We start from the raw sequence: 19,788 nt of genomic DNA, 5'->3' as shown, positions 1-19,788 counted from the left end.
GTGCGGAACGGCGGCCCGGGCCGGGGCCGGTGGGGCGTCGGGCCGGGTGCTGCCCACAGTAACGAACGAGGGTGCGGCGATGAGCCCATGAGCTACCTGATCGTCGGACGAGACGATGGACGTTCAGCGGGCCGTTCAGCGGGCCTGGTGGGCCAACTGCTGGGCGGGCTGCGGTGACAGCGGACCGAAGCCGCCCAGTGCGGCGACCGCCCATGGGTGCTCGATGCCGAAGGCGGCGACGTTCCAGCCCTCCGGCGGAGCCGGCTTGCGCACCGGCCCGATCGGGCCGGGCGGTTCGGCCGGGCGGCTGCCGCGCACCACGAAGCCGTAGCGGCCGGGCTTGACGTCGGTGCCGGGCGGGGTGGTGAAGCGGTAGACCAGGGTGCCGCGCTCCTGCTGGGTGGTCACCACGGCGCCTGGCAGATCGGTCCAGGCGGCGCCACTTCCGGGGGCCAACTCGCCTGTGGCGAGCCGGAATTCGGCTTGCAGGGCGGTGACCGGCTCGGCCACCGAGAGGTCCAGGGCGTGCCGGATGCCGTCGCGGCCGACGGTGGTGGTCAGGCCGGTGCCGGTGAGGGTCCGGTCGTCCTCCGGGGTGGTGGCGTCGGCGCTGTCGGCGCCGTTCTGGCCGGTGGTCGCACTCTTGGGGGCGTCGGTGTTCCCGGGGCTGCCGCTCCCGGGGCTGCCGGTGCTCCCGGGGGTGCCGGCTTCGGGGGCGTCGGCGGTGGCGGCGCCGACCGGACCGGGCCCCGGACGGGCCGAGGTGGTCGGCTGGAGTCCGGGCGGGTGCGGGGACTGTCCGGCGCCGGGCTGCCCGGTGGGCGGCGTGGCGGGCGGGGACGGCTGGGCGGAGGGGGAGGCCCCGGCGTCCGCCCGGCCGTCCGTCCCGGTGGCGCCCACGGGGGAGTCGGTGGCAGGGGAGTCGCCCGCGGACCGTGGGTCGCCCCCGGCGGAGGCCTGCCCGCCGGTCGGCGGCACGACCGGGGCCGCCGTCCCGGCGCGCAGGCCGGCCGGAGGCGTGGCCGCGGCGTTCGCCGGACCGGACGGGCGGGCCGGGGCGTGCCCCGAGGGCTTCGGGGTGTGCGGACGGCCGCTGGGCGCGGGAGTGTCGTGGGTCCGGTCGGTGGCGGCATCGGCCTGGTCGGTGCCGCTCGGGCTGGGCGGCGGGCTGGTGCCGACCCGGGCGACGCCGGCCCGCCGGCCGATGCCCTGCTGCTCGTTCAGCAGGAGGGTGGTGGCGATGCTGATGCCGACGACGGTGGACATCGCCATCGCGGCGCCGGAGAAACGCAGGGTGGGCAGCCGGAACCGGCCGCCGAACGGGCGTGGTCGGCCGTGCCGACCCTGCCGTGCGGGCTCGTGCTGCACGTCCCACGTGGTCTCCCCACGCACAGCCACCGGACCCCTCCCTCCCCGAAGTCGCCGTCGCGTCGCCGTATTGTCCCACGCGCCGCCGCCGGGCCCGGATTCGGCCGTCCGGGGCCGGCTCCGCGTCGGGCCCGCGTCGGGAGGGGAGAGCGTACCAGCGGGTGGCCGAGGGTCGGACGGCAGCCATCGATTTTCCGGACGCCCGTGTGGGAAAAGGAAGTTGACGGTCACTCTGATAAGTCCGGTAAGGGGCCGCTACGCCGGTCGGGGATTATTGCAACCCCCTTGCAACCCTTGCCCGCCCGGCCGCCGGTGGCGCAGGCTGATGGCATCCCGCGCCGTTCCCGGAGAGACCGTCATGCCGCCCGACCCGCTGTCAGCAGCCTCCAGTGCTCCCCTCGCCGCCACCCCCACGGGCGGCGATGGGGGCAGCTCCACCGCCGCTCCGGCGGCGGTGGAGGAGGTCCTGGTGCTGCGGATCTCGCTGGGCGATGAAGTGGTCGGCGAGGTGCGCACCCGGTTCCGCTTCGACGCCGCCCGCCCGTACGAGGTGCTGTTGACCTTCCACGTGGGGCGTCCGGACGAGGCGGACTGGGTGTTCTCCCGCGACCTGCTGCGCGACGGCCTGCACACCCTGAGCGGCCAGGGCGACGTCAAGCTGTGGCCGGCCTACTGCCCCTGCCACGGCTCGACGCTGCACCTGGCGCTCGAATCCCCGCACGGCAGCGCCCTGTTGGAAGCCTCCAGGCCCCGGGTGCAGTCCTGGCTGGACCGCACCTACGCGCTGGTCTCGGCCGAGGCGGAGCGCGACTGCGGGCCCACCGACGACCAGTTGCTCGCGCTGCTCGCGGGCGGCTGAGGTACCGGCGCCGCGGCGCCCGGCAGCCGGCCCCGGCCCGCCGCCAGCTCGGCCCGCAGCCGTCGGACGGCGGGGGCGACGGAGGAGGGCAGCAGGTCGTACGGATCCTCCGGTCCCTCCACGGTGACCAGCACCGAGTCGGCGAAGCGGTACGGCCGGTGGGCCAGCAGGCCGCCCAGGTAGCGGCGCAGCCTGGACAGTTCGGCGCGGACCGTCACCGTCCGCCCGGCGTCGCCGAACAGCGCCTCGGCGAGCTGCGCCGCGGTGCTGCCGCCGCGGGTGGTGGCGAGCAGCAGCAGCAGTTCGGCGTGGCGCGGGCTGACCGGGTGCGACCAGCTGTCGGCGGCGCCCCGGACGGACAGTTCGGGGCGGTCCGGCCGCCGCAGGTCGAGCAGGATCCGGGCACCCTCGGCCCGCTCGGCGCTCAGCGTGCCGGAGCCGTCCGGCTCGTCGCCCCCGGCCGGGCGGACCGGGCGCACCAGCCAGCCGTCCGCGAGCGGCTCCAGCACGCACTCGCCGAGCCCCGGCACCCAGTGCACGGCGGCCGGGGCCCAGCCCTCGCTGGGGACGCGCAGCCGGCTGGGCGGTGGCAGCCCGGCGGCGGCGGCGGTCCAGCCGGCCGCGTCCACCACCAGGGCCGGGCCGCCGACCCGGGCCAGCAGCGGGGCGGCGAGGGTGCGCAGCTGGTTCAGCGCCTCCAGCCGGTGGGCGCGCAGTTCGGTCTCGGCGAGCCGGGCGGCGGTGGCGGTGAGCTGGAGCAGGTACGGGCGGACGTTGTGGGCCGGGCCGCTGAGGTTGATCGCGCCGACCAGTCGGCCGGTGGCCGGGTCGTGCACGGGCGCGGCCACGCAGGTCCAGGTGTGGTGGCTGCGCAGGTAGTGCTCGGCGGAGTGGACGTGCATCGGGCGCTGGGCGCGCAGCGCGACGCCGATGCCGTTGGTGCCGACGGTCTCCTCGGTCCAGCGGGCGCCGGTGACGAAGCCGATCCGGTCGGCGCTGCGGCGCAGCCCGCGCTCGCCCTCCTGCCAGAGCACGTGGCCCTCGGCGTCGGCGATGGCGAGGATCAGCGGGGCCTGGGCGACCGGTTCGAGGAGGGTCTCGCGCAGCACCGGCATGACGTTGTCGAGCCCGCTGGCCCGGCGGCGCTGCTCCAGTTCGGCGGGGCCGAGCAGGACGGTGGCGGCGCCGCTGTCGGGGTCGAGGCCGAGGCGGCGCAGCCGGGCCCAGGAGTCGCCGATCTCGGGGCGGGGTTCGAGCCGGTCGGGGCGGCCCGGGCCGGCGGGTCCGCTGGGTCCGCCGGTATCGGGGAGGGTGAGTTCGCGGGCGGCGGCGGCGTCGAGGGTGCGCTCGTGAACCTTGGCCAGTTCTGCCGCGGTCGGCGGTGTGCGGCGCTCTGGTCGTCGGGACTGCCGTCCGGTCTGCCGCACTCGCGTTGCTCCTCGCCGCCGTTCGAGGACGCGCCGGGGTCGACGCGCTGACGAAAGCGTACGGGTGCGGTGGGCGTGTGGGGATGGGGTCTGCCAAGTCCGCATACCGGTCGGTACGGAAACGGTCCGGCGGCGGTGCGGTGGGTCTGAGGCGAGGCCCGGCGGGGCGGGTTTCAGCGTTCCGTGCCGGGCTCGTGCTGGGCGGCCTCGACGGTGTGGTGGAGGTCGGCGGTGGCCTCCAGGGTGGCGCCGGTGGTCAGGGCCAGGCAGACGGCCAGGGCGGCGGCGACGGCCCGAAGCCGGGTGGCCGGGGTGGCGGCCGGGCGGGGCTGGAGCAGGGCGGCGACCCGGCGCGGGACCGGACCGGAGTGGGCGGCGGCGACCAGTGTGGGGCGGGCCGGCCAGGGTGAGCGGCTCGCGGCGAGGGCGGCCCGGCCGACCGCGCGGGCGGTCACGGCGCGGTCGCCGACCCGGGCGGCTGCCACCTCGTCGGCCCAGCGCTCCAGGTGGTACCCGAGGGGCGCGCGCAGTGGGCGGAGCGCCGGGTGGAGGTCGGCGGCGTGCTCGGCGAGGGCGAGGAAGACGTGGTGCCGGCCGGTGAGGTGGGCGCGCTCGTGGGCGAGCAGGGCCGAGCGCTCGGGGCCGCTGAGGGCGCGCAGCATCCCGGAGGTGACCACGATCCGGCCCGGCTCCCCGGTTCGGCCGGGGCGGCGCAGGCGGCCGGGGAGGGCGAAGGCGTCGGCGCGGTCGTCGTCCAGCACGGTGAGCGGGTGGTCGGCGGGGTGCCGGAGCCGCTCCAGGGCCCGACGGAGCCGGGTGGGGGCGGAGTCCGGCAGGAGCCGTACGGTGCCCCGCGCACTCCGGGTGGCGCGCGCTCCGCGCACGGAGGCGTGCCAGGGGCGCATGTCCGGATGCTGGTCGCCGGCCGTCTCGGCGGGGCCGTGGCCGGGATCGTTGCTGTTGCTGTTGCTGTTGCTGTTGCTGTTGCTGTTGCTGTTGCTGTTGCTGTTGCTGTGGCCGGGGCCGGGGACGTGGCTTTCGGCGCCGGTGTCGTGGGGAAGGGCCGTTTCGCAGGGGAGGACCGGGGTCGGCAGGGCGGCGCGGGCGGTGCGCAGTTCCCGTCGGCGCCGGCGGGCGGTGCGGACCGCCAGAGCGGCGAGCGCGGCCAGGGCGAGGCCGGCCGCCGCGGCGGCGAGCGGGGCGCCGGGCGCGGCGGCGGTGAGCCAGGGCAGCGAGAGGTGGCCGAGGGCGGCGACCGGGGGCAGCTGGAGCAGTCCGGCGGTGGCGAGCAGTCCGAGCGAGCAGAGGGTGCCGGCGGCCAGGACGGTGGCGGTGCCGGCCAGCAGCCAGGCGGCGGCGCGGGGGGTCAGTGCCTCGGCGAGGCGGCGGGCCAGCGGGACGGTCAGGAAGGGCAGCAGCAGCGGCGCCCAGACGGCGAGCATCACGGTGTGCCCGCCGATCCCGGCCGGCCGTGGGCTCCGTGGGCCCCGTCGCTTCCGTGGGCCCCGTCGCCTCCGTCGCCGAGCAGTGCGCGCAGCAGTTGCTCGTCCTCGGCGGAGAGGTCGGAGACGAAGCGGGCGAGCACGGTGGAGCGGTCGGCCTCGCGGCCCAGCTCGGTGTGCATCCGGCGGGCGGCGAGGCCCGCCGTGTCCTGGACGGTCGGGATGTAGGCGTAGGCGCGGCCGGCCCGGGTGCGCTCGACCGTCCCCTTGTCGTGCAGCCGGGCCAGGATCGTCGCGATGGTGGTGCGGGCGAGGTCCCCGCCGAGCGCCGTCTGGACGTCCTGCGGCGTCATCGGTTGCCGGGCCGACCAGAGGGCGGCCAGCACCTCGGCCTCCAGCTCCCCGGCGGGCCGGCGGGCGGACGGTACGTCGGACATGGCGGCGCTTCCTCCAGCTATCGTCTACAGTCATGTAGACCGTCTACGTCACTGTAGACGGTCGGGGTGCGTTCCGCGGTGAACCGCGGCGGGACCGCCCCCCAACGTACGGGAGGTCCGCAAGCCTTGCTCCAGTTCCTTGCCGATCCGGTGTCCCAGCTCGCCGCGGGCTCCCACCTCGCGGTGAACCCGCTGGACGCGTCCTCGCTGCTCGCCGCCTTCGGCGCGCTCGGCATCGCCGTCGTGCTGTTCGCCGAGACCGGCCTGCTGGTGGGCTTCTTCCTGCCCGGCGACTCGCTGCTGTTCACCGCGGGCCTGCTCTGCGTGCCCGGCGCCACCAAGGGCCCGCAGCTGCACCTGTGGCAGGTGCTGCCCGCCGCTCTCGTCGGGGCCCTGGCCGGGGCGCAGGTCGGCTACCTGATCGGCCGCCGCGGCGGGCGGGCGCTGCTCTCCCGCACCGAGCGCAGGAGCCTGCTGGAGGGCGTGGCGCGGGCCGAGGAACTGCTGGCCAAGTACGGGCACGGCAAGGCGATCGTGCTGGCCCGGTTCATCCCGGTGGTCCGTACGGTGCTGAATCCGCTCTGCGGCGTACTCGAAGTGCCGGTCCGCTCGTTCACCGTCTGGCAGGTCGCGGGCGGTGCGGTCTGGACGGTCGGCGTGGTGCTGGCCGGGTACGGGCTCGGATCCTCGATTCCCGGGATCGACCAGTATCTGCTGCCGATCATCGGTCTGGTAGTAGTTGTCTCCGTGCTCCCCATTGTTCTTGAACTGTTCCGCGCCCGTAAGGTGCGCCGTCACGGAGGTGACGTGTGATGTCCTCACGGGCTCTGGCCGTCTACGACGGCAGCGGGATCGACGGCAGCCTCTACACCCGGGTCAACGGGTGGGCGCAGTCGGCCCCGCACTGGCTGGACGACCTGATCAAGGTCTGGTCCGCGATCGGCCTCGGGCTGTTCGCGCTGTTCATGCTCTACGCCTGGTGGCGGGCGCGCGGCGCCGACTCGGCGACCATGGCCAAGGTGCTCGCCTCCCCGGTCATCGTGGTCGTCGCGTACGGCGTCAACTCCGTGCTCAAGGGCATGGTCGAGGAACTCCGGCCGTGCGCCCAGATCCCCGGCAGCGTCTCGCTGGAGACCTGCCCGACCGCCGGGGACTGGTCCTTCCCCAGCAACCACTCGGTGATCGCCTTCGCCGCCGCGATCTCGCTCTGGTTCGTCAGCCGCCGACTCGGCGTCGTCGCGACCGTCTTCGCCGTGCTGATGGCGGCCTCCCGGGTCTGGGTCGGCGTGCACTACCCCCACGACGTCGCGGTCGGCGCCCTCGTCGGCACCCTGGTCGCCCTGCTGCTGGCACCGCTCGCCGGCCGCTGCGGGCCGCTGGTCGACAAGATGCGCTCCGGCGCGCTGCGCCCGCTGCTCGGGCCCGGCACGCTGCCGGTGGTGACCCGCGGGTACCCCTCGCACCGGGCGCGGTAGGACCGGGTGCAGTAGTACCGATTCCCGAGCGGCCCGCCCCTTGTCCGGTTTCGGACGGCGGTGGAGCATGTGAGCCGGGCGCGGTGCCCTTGACGGGGGCGCCCGCCCGGCTCAGTCGTGCCCGGGGCGCGAAGGCACCGGGCGCCAGTGGAGGGAGTGCCGAATGCCGTACCGACTCGACATCACGCAGGGGGACTGGCCGGGCGACCTGCTGCACAAGGGCGTCGAAGGCCTGCTGGCCGAAGCCATGGTGCTCACCCTCGCCACCGCCGGCCACGAACACGGGCCGCACGCCAACCTGGCCTTCTTCGCCTACGACGATGACCTCGTCCTGTACTTCGTCAGCGAGCGCTCCACCCGGCACAGCCACCACCTCACCGAGGAGGCCCGGGCCGCCGCCACCGTCTTCCTTCCGCCGCCCGCCTTCGGCGAACAACTGCGCGGACTCCAGCTGACCGGCAGCGCGAGCGAGGCCTGGGGGCGGCAGGCGGAGGCCGCCCTCGCGGCCTACCAGGGGCGCTACCCGGCCTTCGCCCAGGACGAGGACACCCGGCGGCAGTACCTCACCGGCGGCGGGGCGGCTGCGCTCTACCGCTTCCAGGTCGAGGACCTGACGGCGGTGGACGAGCCCAACTTCGGGCGGCGCAACTACCTGCGGGCGCGGGTCGTGCGGGAGCGATAGCTCAGCGCCCGGCGTTCAGCGGGCCCGTCCTCCCGATCTCGCCCCCTCGGCGCCGCGGCACCCGGCGCGGGCGGCCGTTGCGGACCACCGCCACACCGAGACCGGCGGTGCCGGCCATCAGGAAGGCGTTGAGGCCGAGCGCGACGGCCAGGTCCCTCGGGAAGTCCACCTTCTCCGGCAGGCGCGCTTCCGCGATGCCCCCGGGGTCGTACCGTACGGTCAGCCGGTCGCCGACCGCGTGCGAACGCAGACCCGCGAACACCGTGCCGTCCGGGATCGGCACGCCGTTCCCGTCCACGAGGTCGTACGTCGAGTCCGGATGCTTGCCCTGGGGGAAGTCGTGCGCCGCCGTGACCCGGGCGGTGGTGGTCACCCCGGAGGTACTGAGGATCACCGAATCCCGGGCGAAGTCCACCGACCCCAGCGCCAGCAGCCACAGGACGGCGCCGAGCACCGCCATCCAACAGCCCGCCCCCGCCCCGAGCAGCCGGACCACACCCACGACCCAGGCGACCCCGATCACCAGCCCGAGCAACACCGCGCTGCCGAAGCCCACGTACGTGCTCACCGCCACCAACCCGACCGTCCCGGCCGGCACCGCCGCCACCAGCCCGACCGTCAGCGCGACCGCCGTGCGCCTACTCGTTTCCCCTGCCATGGTTTCCCCCGCTTCCCGGTACGACGGGCTGGAAGCGTACGCCCGGATTCCGACGGCCCGAGGGCGGGGTGCCCGGCGCGAGCGCCGAGGAGACCGAACTGCTCGCCGCGTACGCGCTGGTGACGAAGGCGCACCGGGGACTTGAGGGCGCGGCATCGCAGGTGCGGACGTACGAATCGGAGTTCGTTCCCGGGCTGCTGCAAACCGAGGCGTACATGTGGGAGTTGCTGCGGCACGCGCGCCGGCCTCAGGAGGAGGTCGACTCGGAGCGCTCGGTTCGGCGACCGTGATAGACGAGTAGCAGCGCGTTCGAATCTACGATGAGGCCTGGACCGGTCTGATGGGCACGGCCGCAAGCCATGACCGATTGATCACCATGATCAGGCAAGCAGCCAGATGGGCGGGCGTCACGCGGACTGCGTGACGCCCGCCCAGTGGCGTGTCGGATCGTCAGTCAGGTGGGATCGGGACTTCTTCGGAGCCCAGGAGGAGGTACGCATGAACCTTCTCCAGATACGCGTACATTTCCTCGTCGGTCTCGAACTCGACCCAGGTGAGTTCGCAGTATTCGCCCCGGGTGAGATCCCGCTCCGCGAAGAGCTGCGTGAACCATTTCTGCAGGTCCTCGCCCCATACGGGGTTCGATCTGTTGATGGTTGTCTTCAAGCGCTCCATGTAGGAGTAGGCCATCTCGACGTTGAGATACTGCCGCATGAATCCGGCGAGTTCAGACTCCATGATGTCCTTACGGGTGCTTTCCCGGTGCCGGGTTGGCGTATGAGGTGATCAGATGCCACTTTCCATCTGCACCGACTTCGTAGAAGGTGGCGATTTCCCCGCCCTCGAAGTCGACCGGCAGGTAGCGGCTCGGATCCTGTGGATCCTTGTAGAAACCGGTGAAGCGTTTGTGTCCCTCGGGGCCGAGGATATCGTCGATGGGGACCGCGCTGTTGTGTGGGCGCCCGTTCTCCCTGATGTACTTCCGCATGTATTTATCGACCGTGACCAGATCCGCCGGATCGTCGTACCGCGTCGCGTAGGGGCCGCACTTGTGCACACCGCCGTTCTCACCGTCTACCGTGGTGCCGGTCAGCGGGTCGATGTGGTCTTTGGATTTGACGTGGCCGGCGTTGCTCGAGGCATGGGTGTAGATCTTGGGAGACCCGTCCGGGTTGGTGATCGTGGTGCCCAGCCGGGTTTGGAGGGCGGTGTCGTCGGCCTTGACATGGCGGCCCGGGGCGTGGCCCTCGCCGCTGAGATCGGCGATACGTTTGACGGTGTCGACTCCCTTGCCGCTCGGGCCGGCTCCAGCGCCGACTCCGCCGAGGACGACGTCCAGAGGCATGACCGGGCCGGTCTGGAAGGCGGCGTCGTAGCCCCAGGTGAGGCCGGCGCCGGCGACCATGCGGCCAGGAACGGTATCTGCGGCGCTGGCGACCTTTCCAGCGGTGGCGAGGGCGACGGAGGCGCTGTCGGAGACCTCGGCGGTGGTGGAGAGGACGCGGGCGCCGGAGCCGAGGCCGGACCCGGCGCCGCCCATGATGCCGCCGGTCTTGGCGGAGTCGACGGCTTCGTCGAAGCTGTAGCCGCCGTCGTCGAAGAACTCGACGCGGATGGGCTGGGCGACGGCGAGGTCCACGGTGATGGCCTCGACGGCGCCGAAGGCGGCGCCGACGAGAACCGTGGCGGCGATGGTGGCGATGGCCTCGGAGACGGTCACGCCCAGGCCGGCCGCGGTGGCGACGATGGCGGCGGCGGCGCCTCCGGCGGCGGCTTCGGAGATGCCGGCGGTGAAGAGGGCCAGGGCAGTGCCGACGACCAGGGTGCCGCCGACGATCGCGGCCTCCTCCTCCAGCTTCTTGATCGCCTTGTCGACCTCGTGGGCGAAGTCGCGCAGCGCCTTGGCGAGGCTGCGGCAGACGTCGGCGGCTTCGGGGAGCCAGCCCTTGCCCTTGCCCGCACTGTCCTTGCCGCCGTAGAAGCGGGCCCAGAACGCGCCGAAGGCGTCGATGGCGGGGCCGTGGTTGTTGGCGACGATGGCGGCTGCCGCCTGGTTGGTGGGGACGGTGACGTTGTCGAGGGCGGTGGCCATCGCGTCCCAGGCGTCGGCGACCGTGCGGAGTTTGTCGGGGTCGGCGTCCGGCCACCACATGCCGGTGAGCTTTCGAACGGCCTTGGCGACCGTGGACTCACCCATGGGCCGCCCCCTTCCGGAACGGGCCGCCGGTCATGAGGTGAGGTCCTTTCGAGCCTTGTCGTCCGCGGCGACATGGTTGTCGGCGTGGGCGGCCAGGCCGTCGTGGATGCCGGTGAGCCCCTGGACCAGGATGTCGAGCTTGGCGAGCATCATGTCGTGCGGGGTGTTGTAGGCCGCCGCGAACTCGTTGCCCTGTTTGTCGCCGCCCCAGGGGCTGCCGGCCGCGGTGAGGCTCTGCTTCAGCTTGTCGAGCGCCTCCTTGAGCGCCTTGCTCTGGTTCTAGAAGGTCGGTGCGGCGTCCTTCAGCTCACCCGGGCGGATCTTGAACTCCGGACCGCCGGCTTTCGCTGCGTCATCACCCACGGCGTCGCCCCCCGTACTGTCCGTTCATCGGAAAAGGTGCGAAGAACAGGACGGAAGGACGGACGACGGGGTTTCAGTGGGATGGCGTGAGATGGGTCACGTGTCCGGGGGTGGGTTGGGTCAGCGGCGCCAGAAGGGGCGCTTCTTGGGGGCGGTCAGCTCGATGACGGCTGCGACGAAGAGTTCGTCGACCGGGGAGGGTCCCTGGCCGTGGTTGAGGTGGCCCTGGCTGGTCCACTCGCCGAGGACGGTGCCGGGGGTGCCGTCGAAGGGGTTGATCGCGTGTTCCAGGGTGAGGTAGCGGACGGCCTTGGCGCCCCTGGGGAGGATGGCGGCGGCGAAGTAGGCCTCGGTGGAGCCGGCCGGGGTGGGCAGGGTGACCAGGAGCAGGCGGTGGCCGTCGGCTTCGAGGTGGCGGCAGTCGAGGCCGTGGCTGGGCAGCCGGTCCTCGGGCGGGACGGTCTCGCCGACGCTGTCCCAGAGTCGGACGAGCTCGGGCAGCAGCTGGTGGCCGTCGGGGGGCGGGGTGGTCACCAGCGGTCCCAGTTCCAGGAGTTGGTGGGAGAGCGAGCGGTGCACGAAACGGTAGTGGTGGGGCCTGGGATCGGTCATGGGAACACGGTAGCGAACGGGCCGGGGCGGGGCGCCGGGGTTTCCGATGCTCCGACCCGGCCCGGGGGCAGGTGAACTGACCGACTGTCAGTGGCCGCCCTTGAGGTTGAGGACGACCACCCCGACGATGATCAGCGCGATTCCCAGGATCTGCAGCTTCCCCAGTGACTCGCCGAAGGCGACCACGCCGATCCCGGCGACGGCCGCGGTGCCGGCTCCGGACCAGACCGCGTAGGCGACCGAGACCGGGATGTGCTTGAGCGCGCGGCCGAGCAGGTAGAAGGACAGCGCGTAGCCGATCCCCACCCCGAGGCTGGGCCAGAGGCGGGTGAACCCCTCGGTGAGTTTGAGGCAGCTGGTGGCGCAGACCTCGCTCAGGATGGCGAGGGTGAGCAGAACGTAGGGCATGTCGCCGTCAACCGGCCGGGGCGGCGCAGAGCTTCCCGAGCAGCGCGAGGTCGACCCGCTCCAGGCTGTCCAGCGGGGTGATCCGGTCGCCCTCGGGCATCGGCACGGCGGTGGACGGCACGGCGAGCACCGCGCAGCCGGCCGCGGCGGCGGAGGCGACCCCGGTCGGAGTGTCCTCGACGGCGACGCAGGCGGCCGGATCGAGGCCGAGCCGCTCGGCGGCGGCCAGGTACGGGTCCGGTGCGGGCTTGGTGCGGGGAGTGTCCTCGGCGGCCAGGGTGACGGCGAACCAGTCGCGGCCGATGGACGAGAGGACGAGGTCCACCACCAGGCGCGGGGAGGCGGAGACCAGCGCGGTGGGCACCCGGGCCCCGCGCAGGGCGGCCAGCAGGGCGAGCGCGCCGGGGCGGGGCACCGTCTCGGCGGCGACCTTGGCGGCGAAGGAGTCGCCCAGCCGAGCGGCGAGTTCGGCCTCGGGGCGGCTGGTGCCGCTGACCCGGTGCAGATGGGCGGCGGTGTGCTCGACGGCCTGGCCGAGCACCTCGGGGGCGTCCTGGTCGGTGAGCGGGTGGTCCAGCTCCTCGGCGAGTTCGGCGGCGGCCTTCCACCAGAGCTGCTCGGTGTCGACCAGGGTGCCGTCCATGTCGAAGAGGACGGCGGCGGGCAGGACGGAGTCCGGCAGGGCGGGTTCGGACGGGACGGTTTCAGGCATGGCGGTACCTTCGGTGATTCTTCGGTGATTCTTCGATGGGTCCGGCGGCGGTACAGGATCCCAGACGGCCTGCTCAGGCGGCGCGGCGGTCCACCAGGACCGGGCGCTCCGGCAGCGTGAGCTCGGCGCGCGAGCCGGCCGGGAGAGCGGCGGCGGCCTCGGTGGGCAGGTCGGCCTTGACCTCGGTGCCGTCGTCCAGGCGGACGGTGAGCCGGGTGACGGCGCCCAGGAAGGACGCGGTGACCACCAGGGCCGGGCCGTTCTCGGCCGGGGTGAGGTGGACGTTCTCCGGGCGGACCAGCACCTGCAGCTCGCCGTCGGCCGGAGTCTCGCCGTCCACAGCGTGCCGGCGGCCGAGCACCTCGACGCCCTCCGAGGTGCGGGTGCACGGGATGCGGCTCATGGTGCCGACGAACTCGGCGACGAAGGCGGTGGCCGGCCGGCCGTACAGCTCGGACGGGGTGGCGCACTGCTCCAGCTTCCCGGCCCGCAGCACCGCGACCCGGTCGGCCAGGGACAGCGCCTCCTCCTGGTCGTGGGTGACGAACAGGGTGGTGATGCCCAGCTCCTGCTGGAGCCGGCGGATCTCCTCGCGCAGCTGGAGGCGGACCTTGGCGTCCAGCGCGGACAGCGGCTCGTCGAGCAGCAGCACGCGCGGCTGGAGGGCGAGCGCGCGGGCCAGCGCGATGCGCTGCTGCTGGCCGCCGGACATCTGGTGCGGGTAGTGCTCGGCGCGGTGCGGCAGGCCGACCAGCTCCAGCAGCTCCCCGGCGCGCTTGCGGCGCTCGGCCTTGCCGGTGCCGCGCATCCGCAGTCCGAAGGCGACGTTGTCCAGCGCCGTCAGGTGCGGGAAGAGGCTGTACGACTGGAACACCATGCCCGCGTCGCGCTTGTGGGCGGGGATCGAGGTGATGTCCTGGCCGTCGACCAGCACCTCGCCGGAGTCGTGCTGCTCGAAGCCGGCCAGGATGCGCAGCGCGGTGGTCTTGCCGCAGCCGGACGGGCCGAGCAGGGCGAGCAGTTCACCGGGCCGGACGGTGAGGTCCAGGCCGTCGAGGGCGGTGGTGGCGCCGAACGCGCGGCGCAGCGAGCGGAACTCGACGGTGGCGCCGCCGTTGGCGGTCGCGGCCCGGGAGGCGGTGGCGGTGGCCGTGGTCATGGCTGGTAACTCCTGGAGAACGTGGGGTGGTTCAGGACCGGGCGGCCTTGCGGCCGCGGCCGACGGCGGACATCAGCAGCAGGACGAGCCAGACGATCAGCAGGCTGAGCATCGACACCGCGACGGACATCTGGCCGTCGCTCTTGCCGTTGGAGTTGATCCACACCGAGAAGGGGCTGAAGCCGAGGATGGAGGCGGTGGTGAACTCGCCGAGCACCAGGGCGACGGTGAGGACGGCGGCGTTCAGCAGCGAGCTGCGCAGGTTCGGCAGGACGACGGTGAACACCGCGCGCAGCCAGCCGGCCCCGCAGTTGCGGGCGGCCTCGACCAGGGTGACCACGTCCACGCCGCGCAGTCCGCCGTCGATGGCCCGGTAGGCGAACGGCAGGGCCATCAGCACGTACGCGATGATCAGGACGATCGGGAAGTCCGGGTCCTGGATGGCCACGATGGTCTGGAACAGCGGGGTGTCCTGGAGGTAGTCCGGGCCCCAGCGCAGCACGCCGATGATGCCGGTGGTGAGGGCGACGACCGGGACGACCAGCGGCATCGAGCACATGACCTCGATCACCGGGCGCAGCTTCGGTGCGCCGAGCCGGGCGGCGAGCACGGCCGGGACGAGCAGGAGCAGCAGCACCACCACGGTGACGGCGGCCAGTTCCAGGCTGAGCACCAGGCTGTCGGTGAAGCCGGGTGCGTTCAGCAGCTCGGTGTAGGCGCGGAAGGTGGTGCCGCCCTTGTTGTCGTCGACGCTGAACCACAGCGAGGCGGCCATCGGCACCGCGAAGTAGATCCCGCAGATCAGCAGGACCAGGCCGCGGCCGAAACGGATGCGATCGATCAGGCGAGCCACTTGGCACTCCGGCGCTGAAGGGGCAGGTACACGGCCATCACCAGGCAGGCGACCACGATCATGTCGAGGCCGAGGGCGAGGGCGAGGTTGCCCTGGCCGACCAGGACGTTGCCGGACAGCGCGTCGCCGATCTGCATCGAGATCAGCGGCACCGAACTGCCCACCATGGCCTCGGCGGTGGCGTACGCGGCGAACGAGGCGCCGAACAGCAGCACGAAGCCGCCGAGCAGCGAGGGCAGCAGGACCGGCAGGGCCACGTGCCGCCAGTACTGGAGTCCGGTGGCGCCGTTGTTGTACGCGGCCTCGCGCCACTGGGTCTTGAGGCCCTCCAGGGCGGGCGTGATGGTGATGACCATCAGCGGGACGAGGAAGTACAGGTACACCACGGACAGGCCGGTGAAGGTGTAGAGGTTCCAGCCGTGCTTGGTCAGGCCGAACTTCCTGGTGACCTCGCCGGCGTTGCCGAGGGTGGCGACGAACATGAAGGCCAGCGGCACGCCGCCGAAGTTGGCGAGCACGCCGGAGGCGGACATCACGGCCTCGCGGAAGGCGCGGAACCGGGAGGTCGCCACGGCCTGGGCCAGCGGCAGGCCGACCACGGTGGCGATCAGCGCGGTCAGCAGGGAGAGCTTCACGCTGCCCCACAGGGCCGTCCAGTAGGCGCCCTGGAGCGAGCCGGTGAGGTTGTCGGTGGTGAAGGTTCCGCCGCCGTCGGGGGCGTCCGAGGAGGTGGTGAACGCACCGATGGCGATCGCGACGGCCGGCAGGCCGAAGCCGATCACGAAGAAGAGGATCAGGGGGAGGGCGGCGAGCCAGGCGCGGCTGCCGCCGGCCCGGCGGGGGGCCTTGGCCGGGGCGGCCGTGGCGATGGTGGGGGAGGCGGTGACGGGGCCGGGGGTGCCCCCGCCGCTCTGGGCGGCGGAGGCGTCGGCCGGCACCGGGGTGGGAGCCGTGGTCATCTCAGGTCAGCCCGCGATCGCCTTGGCCCAGTTCTCGGTCACGGTCTTCTTGGCCGCGTCCGTCTGGTCCTGGGTCGGGAAGGTGGTGAAGGGCTTCTCGACGGTCGGCAGCTTGGCGGCGGCGGTCGCGTCCAGGGTGCCGGCGGTCTTCATGGCGTCGAACAGGGCGGGGGTGGCGTAGCCGCCGAGGAAGCCGTTCTGGCCCTGGGCGCTGTAGAGGTACTCCTGCCACAGGCGCGCGGCGGCCGGGTGCGGAGCGTCCTTGTTGATCGCCTGGTTGTAGTACTGGGCGTAGGAGCCGTCCGAGGGGATGGCCACCTGCCAGTCGATGCCCTTGTCCTTGAACTTGTCGCTGTAGCCGGCGTTCAGGTACGACCAGTCGATCGAGATCGGGGTCTCGCCCTTCTCGATGGTCGCCGGGGTGACCTCGACCGGGTTGAAGTTGCCGGCCTGCTTGACCTTGCCGAAGAAGTCGATGCCGGGCTGGATGTTGTCCAGCGAGCCGCCGTTGGCGAGCGCGGCCGCGTAGACGGCGCCGAAGGCGGCACCGGCCTTGGTCGGGTTGCCGTTCAGGGCGACCATGCCCTTGTAGTCGGGCTTCAGCAGGTCGGCGAAGGTCTTCGGGCAGACGGACACCTTCTTGGCGTCGCAGCCGATCGACATGTAGCCGCCGTAGTCGTTGTAGCTCAGACCGTTGGCGTCCTTCATGGTGGCCGGGATCTTGTCGAAGTCGGTCACCTTGTACGGGGCGAGCAGGCCCTGCTTGCCGGCGCTGATCGCGAAGGCGGAGCCAAGGTCGACGACGTCGGGGGCGCGGTCCTGGCCCTTGCGGGAGGTGATCGCGTTGATCTCGTCCTGGCTGGAGCCGTCCGGGTTCTCGTCCTCGATGTCGATGCCGTACTTCGCCTTGAAGTCGTCCATCAGCTTGCCGTAGTTCGCCCAGTCGCGCGGCAGGGTGATGACGTGCAGCTTGCCCTCCTTCTTGGCGGCGGCGACCAGGCCGTCCATGCCGCCGAAGTCGGCGACCGAGGTGGCGGTCTTGGCGCTCTTGCCACCCGCGAGGTCGTTGCTGCCGGCCTTGGCGGACGACGAGCCGGCGGAACCGCAGGCGGTGAGGGAGAGCGCGGCGGCGGTCAGAGCGGCCGCGAAGGCGGCGGAGCGGGCACGGTGCACGGACACGGGTCAGTCTCCTGATCGGGTGTACTGCGAAGGGGGTGCTGCACGGGAGTGGTGTCCGATCGGGGGATCGATCGTGCGAGTGGCCGTGGCGCGGATCCGTCCGGCGTCCGTCAGGGGTCCTTGCCGGGTTCGTCCGGTATCCGTTCGGAACCGTCCGAGTTGACTAGCCAACTTCGCTGACGGGGGTAAGTAACCCGGAGTCCGGTGACGGGAAGGTGAACGGACGGCCCAGCGTCGGGGTCGGCTGCGGGAACGGTGGAATCCGGCCATCGGAGCGTGATCCGTTCGGTGCGATGCTCGAACTGCGCAGCGGGATAGGGTCGGGCTGTCCGCGCCGGCACGGCTGCGCAGGATACCGCCCCTGGAGGGACAATTGAGTGACGTGGCAGTAGAGCCCGGGCGCCCCGTGGAGCGCGAGGCCGGAGCCCTGTACCGCAAGGTGGCCGCCGACCTGCGCGAGGCCATCACCACCGGCGCGTTCGGCGAGGCGGGCCGGCTGCCCGCCGAGGGCGCGCTGGCCGAGCAGTACGGGGTCTCCCGCGGCACCGTCCGCCAGGCACTCGCCGTGCTGCGCTCGGACGGGCTGGTCACCTCCCGCCGCGGCACCCGGCGGGTGGTGCTCGGCGGAGCCCGGGTGCAGAGCTTCTCCGAACTGCTCAGCTTCACCCACTGGGCGTACTCGATGGGCGAGGAGCCCGGCGGCATCCTGGACTCCCTGGTGCGCCGCCCGGCCGACGCCGCCGAGCGCGAGCAACTGCGTCTGGAGCCGGGCGCGGAGGTGTACGTCACCGTCCGGCTGCGCACCCTGTCCGGCACTCCGGTGATGGTCGAGCGCACCATCTACCCGCCGCGGGTCGGCGAGATCGTCGCCGAGCTGCCGCCGGACGTGGTCTCGCACACCGAGGTGCTGCGCGAGCACGGCATCCTGTTCACCGACGCCGACCACACCATCGACATCGTCGCCGCCAACGCGGAGGACGCCCGGCTGCTCGGCTGCCGCCGGGGCGGCCCGCTGCTGCGCGAGCGGCGGCGGACCACCGACCCGACCGGCACCCCGGTGGAGTGGTCCCAGGACCGCTACCTGCCCGGGACGGTGGCGTTCAGCGTGCACAACTCGCTGGCCACGTCGGCGCTTTCGCGGCATGCCCGGGAGCTGGACTGAGGTTCGCCGCTCCCGGGCGCGCTCCGCTCCTCAGCGCATGAGGGAGGCGAGCAGCGATCGGTAGTGCTCGAAGTCCGGCGTCTTCGCGTCGGGCTCCTTGGCCTGCTCGTCCCACCGGCGGACGGCCACCGCGTCGACGGCGCCCGGGAGTTCGGCGAACGCGGCGGCCTCGTCGGCGTCCATCGGGCCGCCCTGGACGGTGAGGGTGTACTCGGAGGCCTCGGAGAGCCCGGCGCGGTAGCCGGGTTCGACGGCGCACAGGTAGCGCTTGGCGGCGACGTGCAGCCGGACCGGCTCGGTGACCTCCGGGCCGAACCAGCGGGCCAGCCAGTCGGCGCCGCTGTGGCTGTGCCGATTGTCCTGACCCGACATCAGATCCCTTCCGTGCAGCCCGCCTTGGAAGTGGCCGACGTCGTGCAGCAGGGCGGCGGCGACCAGGTGGTCCGGCGCCCCGGCCGCCTCGGCGGCGGTCGCGGCCTGCAGCATGTGCTCGGCCATGGTGACCGCCTCGCCCAGGTACTCCCCGGCGCCCTCGCCCGCGAACAGCTCGGCCAGCTCGTCCAGGGCGGCGGCGCGGCGGTGCAGCACGGCGAGGGTGCTCGCCAGTGAGTCGAGGTCCGCGTAGCAGCCCTGGAGGTGGCGTCGGCCGTCCTGCTCGAAGGCGGTACGGGCGTGCAGCAGACGGGTGTTGTCGAAGATCAGGCAGTCGCCGGGGTCCAGGCGGAAGGTGAGCTGCAACTCGGGGCGAAGGGTGATCGCGGCGAAGCGGCGGTAGGCGGCGTAGAAGGCCTCACGGTCGCTTCCCCGCAAGGTGCCGATCGAGCGGTTGTTGAACCTGACCTCGCGGATCCTTCCCCGTGGGTCCACGTCGATCAGCGGGCGGTCGGCGCGCAGGTCGGTGCGGCGGTCGCGGAAGACGAAGGGGACGGGGGTACGGGTGAGGGTGGCGAAGTCCTTGGGGGACTCGTCCCGCAGCAGGGCCGCCGCCTTGAATCCGTCGACGAGGCCGGAGTCGCCGCCGGTGGCCGAGTTCTCCAGGCAGTGCAGCAGTTGGAGGGTGGGCACCGGGTCCCGGTACGGGTTGTCGGTGTGCGGGGCGATGGCCTTGTCCGTGAACGCGAGGTTGTTCGGGGCGGGCTCGACCCGGACGTCGAACAGCTCGCCGTAGTTGGTGACCCGCACGTGCCCGAAGCTCTCGGCCACCCGCAGCACCTGGCGTTCCACGGCCGGCACCCCGCGCAGCACCGCGAAGCCGCTGCGGCGGACGGCTCCCAGCACCGCCGCCTGTTCGGCGGGGTCGACGAGGTAGGCCTCCCACTCGGCCTCGGGGATGCCCCGGGCGAAGTCGGCGGCCGCCCAGAGCCGCTTGTCCCGCTCGGTGCGGCCGTCGCCCTCGGCCTCCTCGCGCAGCCAGGCGAGCGGGTAGCGGGAGCGGTGCCCGTCCGACCAGAGCACCTCCAGGCTGCCGTCCGGCTCGCACTGCGCGGCGATGGTGAGATCCGCCGGCAGGTCGCCGATCTGGAACAGCTTCTGGCCGTTGTGCGGGTCCCGGCAGTCGGTGCAGGGGCAGTTGTCGCGCAGCCAGTAGGGCGGCGGTTGCTCGGTCACGGGGGTTCCTCCTCGGCGGGCTCCTCGGGGTGAAGTTGTATAGCCAACTTCACCCGCTGGGCGGGAGCTTGCCTGCTCCCGGTGAGGAGCGCGTGCCGGGCGGGTGAACGCTGCGGGAACTGTGACGAGGGTTGCCTGCGGCGAGTCACCGGCGGCCGGGAGGTCATGGTGGAGCGGCTCGTACGTCCGGACCGTCCGACAGGTTCGGCGCGGTCCGGGCCCAACCGT

Annotated in this window: 22 protein-coding genes; 6 read left to right on the top strand and 16 right to left on the bottom strand. The window is 72.9% G+C overall.

Annotation, left to right across the window (positions count from 1 at the left end; translation table 11 throughout):
- Positions 1–135 precede the first annotated feature (135 nt).
- A complete protein-coding gene (locus ACZ7BZ_RS09690) occupies positions 136–1,398 on the bottom strand; it encodes a hypothetical protein (protein WP_470357883.1) in 1,263 nt (420 codons plus the stop codon).
- A gap of 328 nt (positions 1,399–1,726) precedes the next feature.
- Here ACZ7BZ_RS09690 and ACZ7BZ_RS09685 point away from each other — a divergent pair, with 328 nt between their 5' ends.
- Complete coding sequence (locus ACZ7BZ_RS09685; protein ID WP_470357882.1) at positions 1,727–2,227, top strand: SsgA family sporulation/cell division regulator; 501 nt, start codon at positions 1,727–1,729, stop codon at positions 2,225–2,227.
- On the opposite strand, the gene ACZ7BZ_RS09680 is transcribed toward ACZ7BZ_RS09685, so the two are convergent.
- The 3 genes from ACZ7BZ_RS09680 to ACZ7BZ_RS09670 form a co-directional block, all read right to left on the bottom strand.
- Complete coding sequence (locus ACZ7BZ_RS09680; RefSeq protein ID WP_470357881.1) at positions 2,146–3,654, bottom strand: GAF domain-containing protein; 1,509 nt, start codon at positions 3,652–3,654, stop codon at positions 2,146–2,148. The two genes, ACZ7BZ_RS09685 and ACZ7BZ_RS09680, sit on opposite strands and share 82 nt — an antisense overlap.
- A gap of 173 nt (positions 3,655–3,827) precedes the next feature.
- A complete protein-coding gene (locus ACZ7BZ_RS09675; RefSeq protein ID WP_470358027.1) occupies positions 3,828–5,096 on the bottom strand; it encodes a M56 family metallopeptidase in 1,269 nt (422 codons plus the stop codon).
- Positions 5,096–5,533, bottom strand: a complete 438-nt coding sequence (locus tag ACZ7BZ_RS09670) for a BlaI/MecI/CopY family transcriptional regulator (protein ID WP_470357880.1) — start codon at positions 5,531–5,533, stop codon at positions 5,096–5,098. Before ACZ7BZ_RS09670 ends, ACZ7BZ_RS09675 begins: the two co-directional genes overlap by 1 nt.
- A gap of 126 nt (positions 5,534–5,659) precedes the next feature.
- Between ACZ7BZ_RS09670 and ACZ7BZ_RS09665 the strand changes: the two genes are divergently transcribed.
- The 3 genes from ACZ7BZ_RS09665 (at position 5,660) to ACZ7BZ_RS09655 (ending at position 7,690) form a co-directional block, all read left to right on the top strand.
- Positions 5,660–6,346 carry a DedA family protein gene (locus tag ACZ7BZ_RS09665; protein WP_470357879.1) on the top strand — a complete coding sequence of 229 codons (687 nt, stop codon included), beginning with the start codon at positions 5,660–5,662 and terminating at the stop codon, positions 6,344–6,346.
- Positions 6,346–7,008 (top strand): phosphatase PAP2 family protein, encoded by a 663-nt coding sequence (locus tag ACZ7BZ_RS09660; RefSeq protein ID WP_470357878.1) that lies wholly within the window; start codon positions 6,346–6,348, stop codon positions 7,006–7,008. The genes ACZ7BZ_RS09665 and ACZ7BZ_RS09660 overlap by 1 nt, the downstream gene beginning before the upstream one ends.
- 163 nt (positions 7,009–7,171) lie before the next feature.
- Positions 7,172–7,690, top strand: a complete 519-nt coding sequence (locus ACZ7BZ_RS09655; protein WP_470357877.1) for a pyridoxamine 5'-phosphate oxidase family protein — start codon at positions 7,172–7,174, stop codon at positions 7,688–7,690.
- Between the two features lies 1 nt (position 7,691).
- On the opposite strand, the gene ACZ7BZ_RS09650 is transcribed toward ACZ7BZ_RS09655, so the two are convergent.
- Positions 7,692–8,348 carry a hypothetical protein gene (locus ACZ7BZ_RS09650; protein ID WP_470357876.1) on the bottom strand — a complete coding sequence of 219 codons (657 nt, stop codon included), beginning with the start codon at positions 8,346–8,348 and terminating at the stop codon, positions 7,692–7,694.
- Positions 8,349–8,416: 68 nt separating this feature from the next.
- Between ACZ7BZ_RS09650 and ACZ7BZ_RS09645 the strand changes: the two genes are divergently transcribed.
- The gene (locus tag ACZ7BZ_RS09645) at positions 8,417–8,638 is read left to right on the top strand and encodes a Scr1 family TA system antitoxin-like transcriptional regulator (protein WP_470357875.1); all 222 of its coding nucleotides are present in this window, start codon (positions 8,417–8,419) and stop codon (positions 8,636–8,638) included.
- Between the two features lie 160 nt (positions 8,639–8,798).
- On the opposite strand, the gene ACZ7BZ_RS09640 is transcribed toward ACZ7BZ_RS09645, so the two are convergent.
- The 10 genes from ACZ7BZ_RS09640 to ACZ7BZ_RS09595 all read right to left on the bottom strand — a co-directional run bounded on the left by ACZ7BZ_RS09640 (position 8,799) and on the right by ACZ7BZ_RS09595 (position 16,790).
- The gene (locus ACZ7BZ_RS09640) at positions 8,799–9,086 is read right to left on the bottom strand and encodes a hypothetical protein (protein ID WP_470357874.1); all 288 of its coding nucleotides are present in this window, start codon (positions 9,084–9,086) and stop codon (positions 8,799–8,801) included.
- Between the two features lie 7 nt (positions 9,087–9,093).
- Positions 9,094–10,545, bottom strand: a complete 1,452-nt coding sequence (locus ACZ7BZ_RS09635; protein WP_470357873.1) for a WXG100-like domain-containing protein — start codon at positions 10,543–10,545, stop codon at positions 9,094–9,096.
- Between the two features lie 30 nt (positions 10,546–10,575).
- A complete protein-coding gene (locus tag ACZ7BZ_RS09630) occupies positions 10,576–10,698 on the bottom strand; it encodes a hypothetical protein (RefSeq protein ID WP_470357872.1) in 123 nt (40 codons plus the stop codon).
- Between the two features lie 330 nt (positions 10,699–11,028).
- Positions 11,029–11,520, bottom strand: coding sequence for a hypothetical protein (locus ACZ7BZ_RS09625; protein WP_470357871.1), 492 nt, complete (start codon positions 11,518–11,520; stop codon positions 11,029–11,031).
- A gap of 87 nt (positions 11,521–11,607) precedes the next feature.
- A complete protein-coding gene (locus ACZ7BZ_RS09620) occupies positions 11,608–11,928 on the bottom strand; it encodes a DMT family transporter (protein ID WP_380458940.1) in 321 nt (106 codons plus the stop codon).
- A 7-nt stretch (positions 11,929–11,935) separates the two neighbouring features.
- Complete coding sequence (locus tag ACZ7BZ_RS09615; protein ID WP_470357870.1) at positions 11,936–12,640, bottom strand: HAD family hydrolase; 705 nt, start codon at positions 12,638–12,640, stop codon at positions 11,936–11,938.
- Positions 12,641–12,713: 73 nt separating this feature from the next.
- The gene (locus ACZ7BZ_RS09610) at positions 12,714–13,799 is read right to left on the bottom strand and encodes an ABC transporter ATP-binding protein (RefSeq protein WP_470357869.1); all 1,086 of its coding nucleotides are present in this window, start codon (positions 13,797–13,799) and stop codon (positions 12,714–12,716) included.
- A gap of 31 nt (positions 13,800–13,830) precedes the next feature.
- Complete coding sequence (locus tag ACZ7BZ_RS09605) at positions 13,831–14,640, bottom strand: ABC transporter permease (RefSeq protein WP_380459034.1); 810 nt, start codon at positions 14,638–14,640, stop codon at positions 13,831–13,833.
- Entirely contained in the window at positions 14,640–15,611 is a 972-nt protein-coding gene (locus ACZ7BZ_RS09600) for an ABC transporter permease (protein WP_470357868.1), read from the bottom strand. The genes ACZ7BZ_RS09605 and ACZ7BZ_RS09600 overlap by 1 nt, the downstream gene beginning before the upstream one ends.
- A 6-nt stretch (positions 15,612–15,617) precedes the next feature.
- The gene (locus ACZ7BZ_RS09595; RefSeq protein ID WP_470357867.1) at positions 15,618–16,790 is read right to left on the bottom strand and encodes an ABC transporter substrate-binding protein; all 1,173 of its coding nucleotides are present in this window, start codon (positions 16,788–16,790) and stop codon (positions 15,618–15,620) included.
- 382 nt (positions 16,791–17,172) lie between these two features.
- On the opposite strand from ACZ7BZ_RS09595, the gene ACZ7BZ_RS09590 reads away from it, so the two are divergent.
- Positions 17,173–17,952, top strand: coding sequence for a GntR family transcriptional regulator (locus tag ACZ7BZ_RS09590; RefSeq protein WP_380458952.1), 780 nt, complete (start codon positions 17,173–17,175; stop codon positions 17,950–17,952).
- Positions 17,953–17,982: 30 nt separating this feature from the next.
- On the opposite strand, the gene tmpA is transcribed toward ACZ7BZ_RS09590, so the two are convergent.
- Positions 17,983–19,560: a 2-trimethylaminoethylphosphonate dioxygenase gene (tmpA, locus tag ACZ7BZ_RS09585; protein WP_470357866.1), complete on the bottom strand. Its 1,578-nt coding sequence runs from the start codon at positions 19,558–19,560 to the stop codon at positions 17,983–17,985.
- Positions 19,561–19,788: the final 228 nt, after the last annotated feature.

Source organism: Kitasatospora sp. NPDC036934 (assembly GCF_055608425.1).
This window is presented reverse-complemented; position numbering and strand designations above follow the sequence as displayed.

Bases quoted from the DNA above. Each gene is read 5' to 3' on its own strand.
- ACZ7BZ_RS09640 (WP_470357874.1), bottom strand. From the start codon at position 9,086: ATGGAGTCTGAACTCGCCGGATTCATGCGGCAGTATCTCAACGTCGAG.
- ACZ7BZ_RS09615 (WP_470357870.1), bottom strand. From the start codon at position 12,640: ATGCCTGAAACCGTCCCGTCCGAACCCGCCCTGCCGGACTCCGTCCTG.
- ACZ7BZ_RS09675 (WP_470358027.1), bottom strand. From the start codon at position 5,096: ATGCTCGCCGTCTGGGCGCCGCTGCTGCTGCCCTTCCTGACCGTCCCG.
- ACZ7BZ_RS09660 (WP_470357878.1), top strand. From the start codon at position 6,346: ATGTCCTCACGGGCTCTGGCCGTCTACGACGGCAGCGGGATCGACGGC.
- ACZ7BZ_RS09670 (WP_470357880.1), bottom strand. From the start codon at position 5,533: ATGTCCGACGTACCGTCCGCCCGCCGGCCCGCCGGGGAGCTGGAGGCC.
- ACZ7BZ_RS09635 (WP_470357873.1), bottom strand. From the start codon at position 10,545: ATGGGTGAGTCCACGGTCGCCAAGGCCGTTCGAAAGCTCACCGGCATG.
- ACZ7BZ_RS09620 (WP_380458940.1), bottom strand. From the start codon at position 11,928: ATGCCCTACGTTCTGCTCACCCTCGCCATCCTGAGCGAGGTCTGCGCC.
- ACZ7BZ_RS09600 (WP_470357868.1), bottom strand. From the start codon at position 15,611: ATGACCACGGCTCCCACCCCGGTGCCGGCCGACGCCTCCGCCGCCCAG.
- ACZ7BZ_RS09630 (WP_470357872.1), bottom strand. From the start codon at position 10,698: ATGATGCTCGCCAAGCTCGACATCCTGGTCCAGGGGCTCACCGGCATC.
- ACZ7BZ_RS09685 (WP_470357882.1), top strand. From the start codon at position 1,727: ATGCCGCCCGACCCGCTGTCAGCAGCCTCCAGTGCTCCCCTCGCCGCC.
- ACZ7BZ_RS09650 (WP_470357876.1), bottom strand. From the start codon at position 8,348: ATGGCAGGGGAAACGAGTAGGCGCACGGCGGTCGCGCTGACGGTCGGG.
- ACZ7BZ_RS09610 (WP_470357869.1), bottom strand. From the start codon at position 13,799: ATGACCACGGCCACCGCCACCGCCTCCCGGGCCGCGACCGCCAACGGC.
- ACZ7BZ_RS09625 (WP_470357871.1), bottom strand. From the start codon at position 11,520: ATGACCGATCCCAGGCCCCACCACTACCGTTTCGTGCACCGCTCGCTC.
- ACZ7BZ_RS09655 (WP_470357877.1), top strand. From the start codon at position 7,172: ATGCCGTACCGACTCGACATCACGCAGGGGGACTGGCCGGGCGACCTG.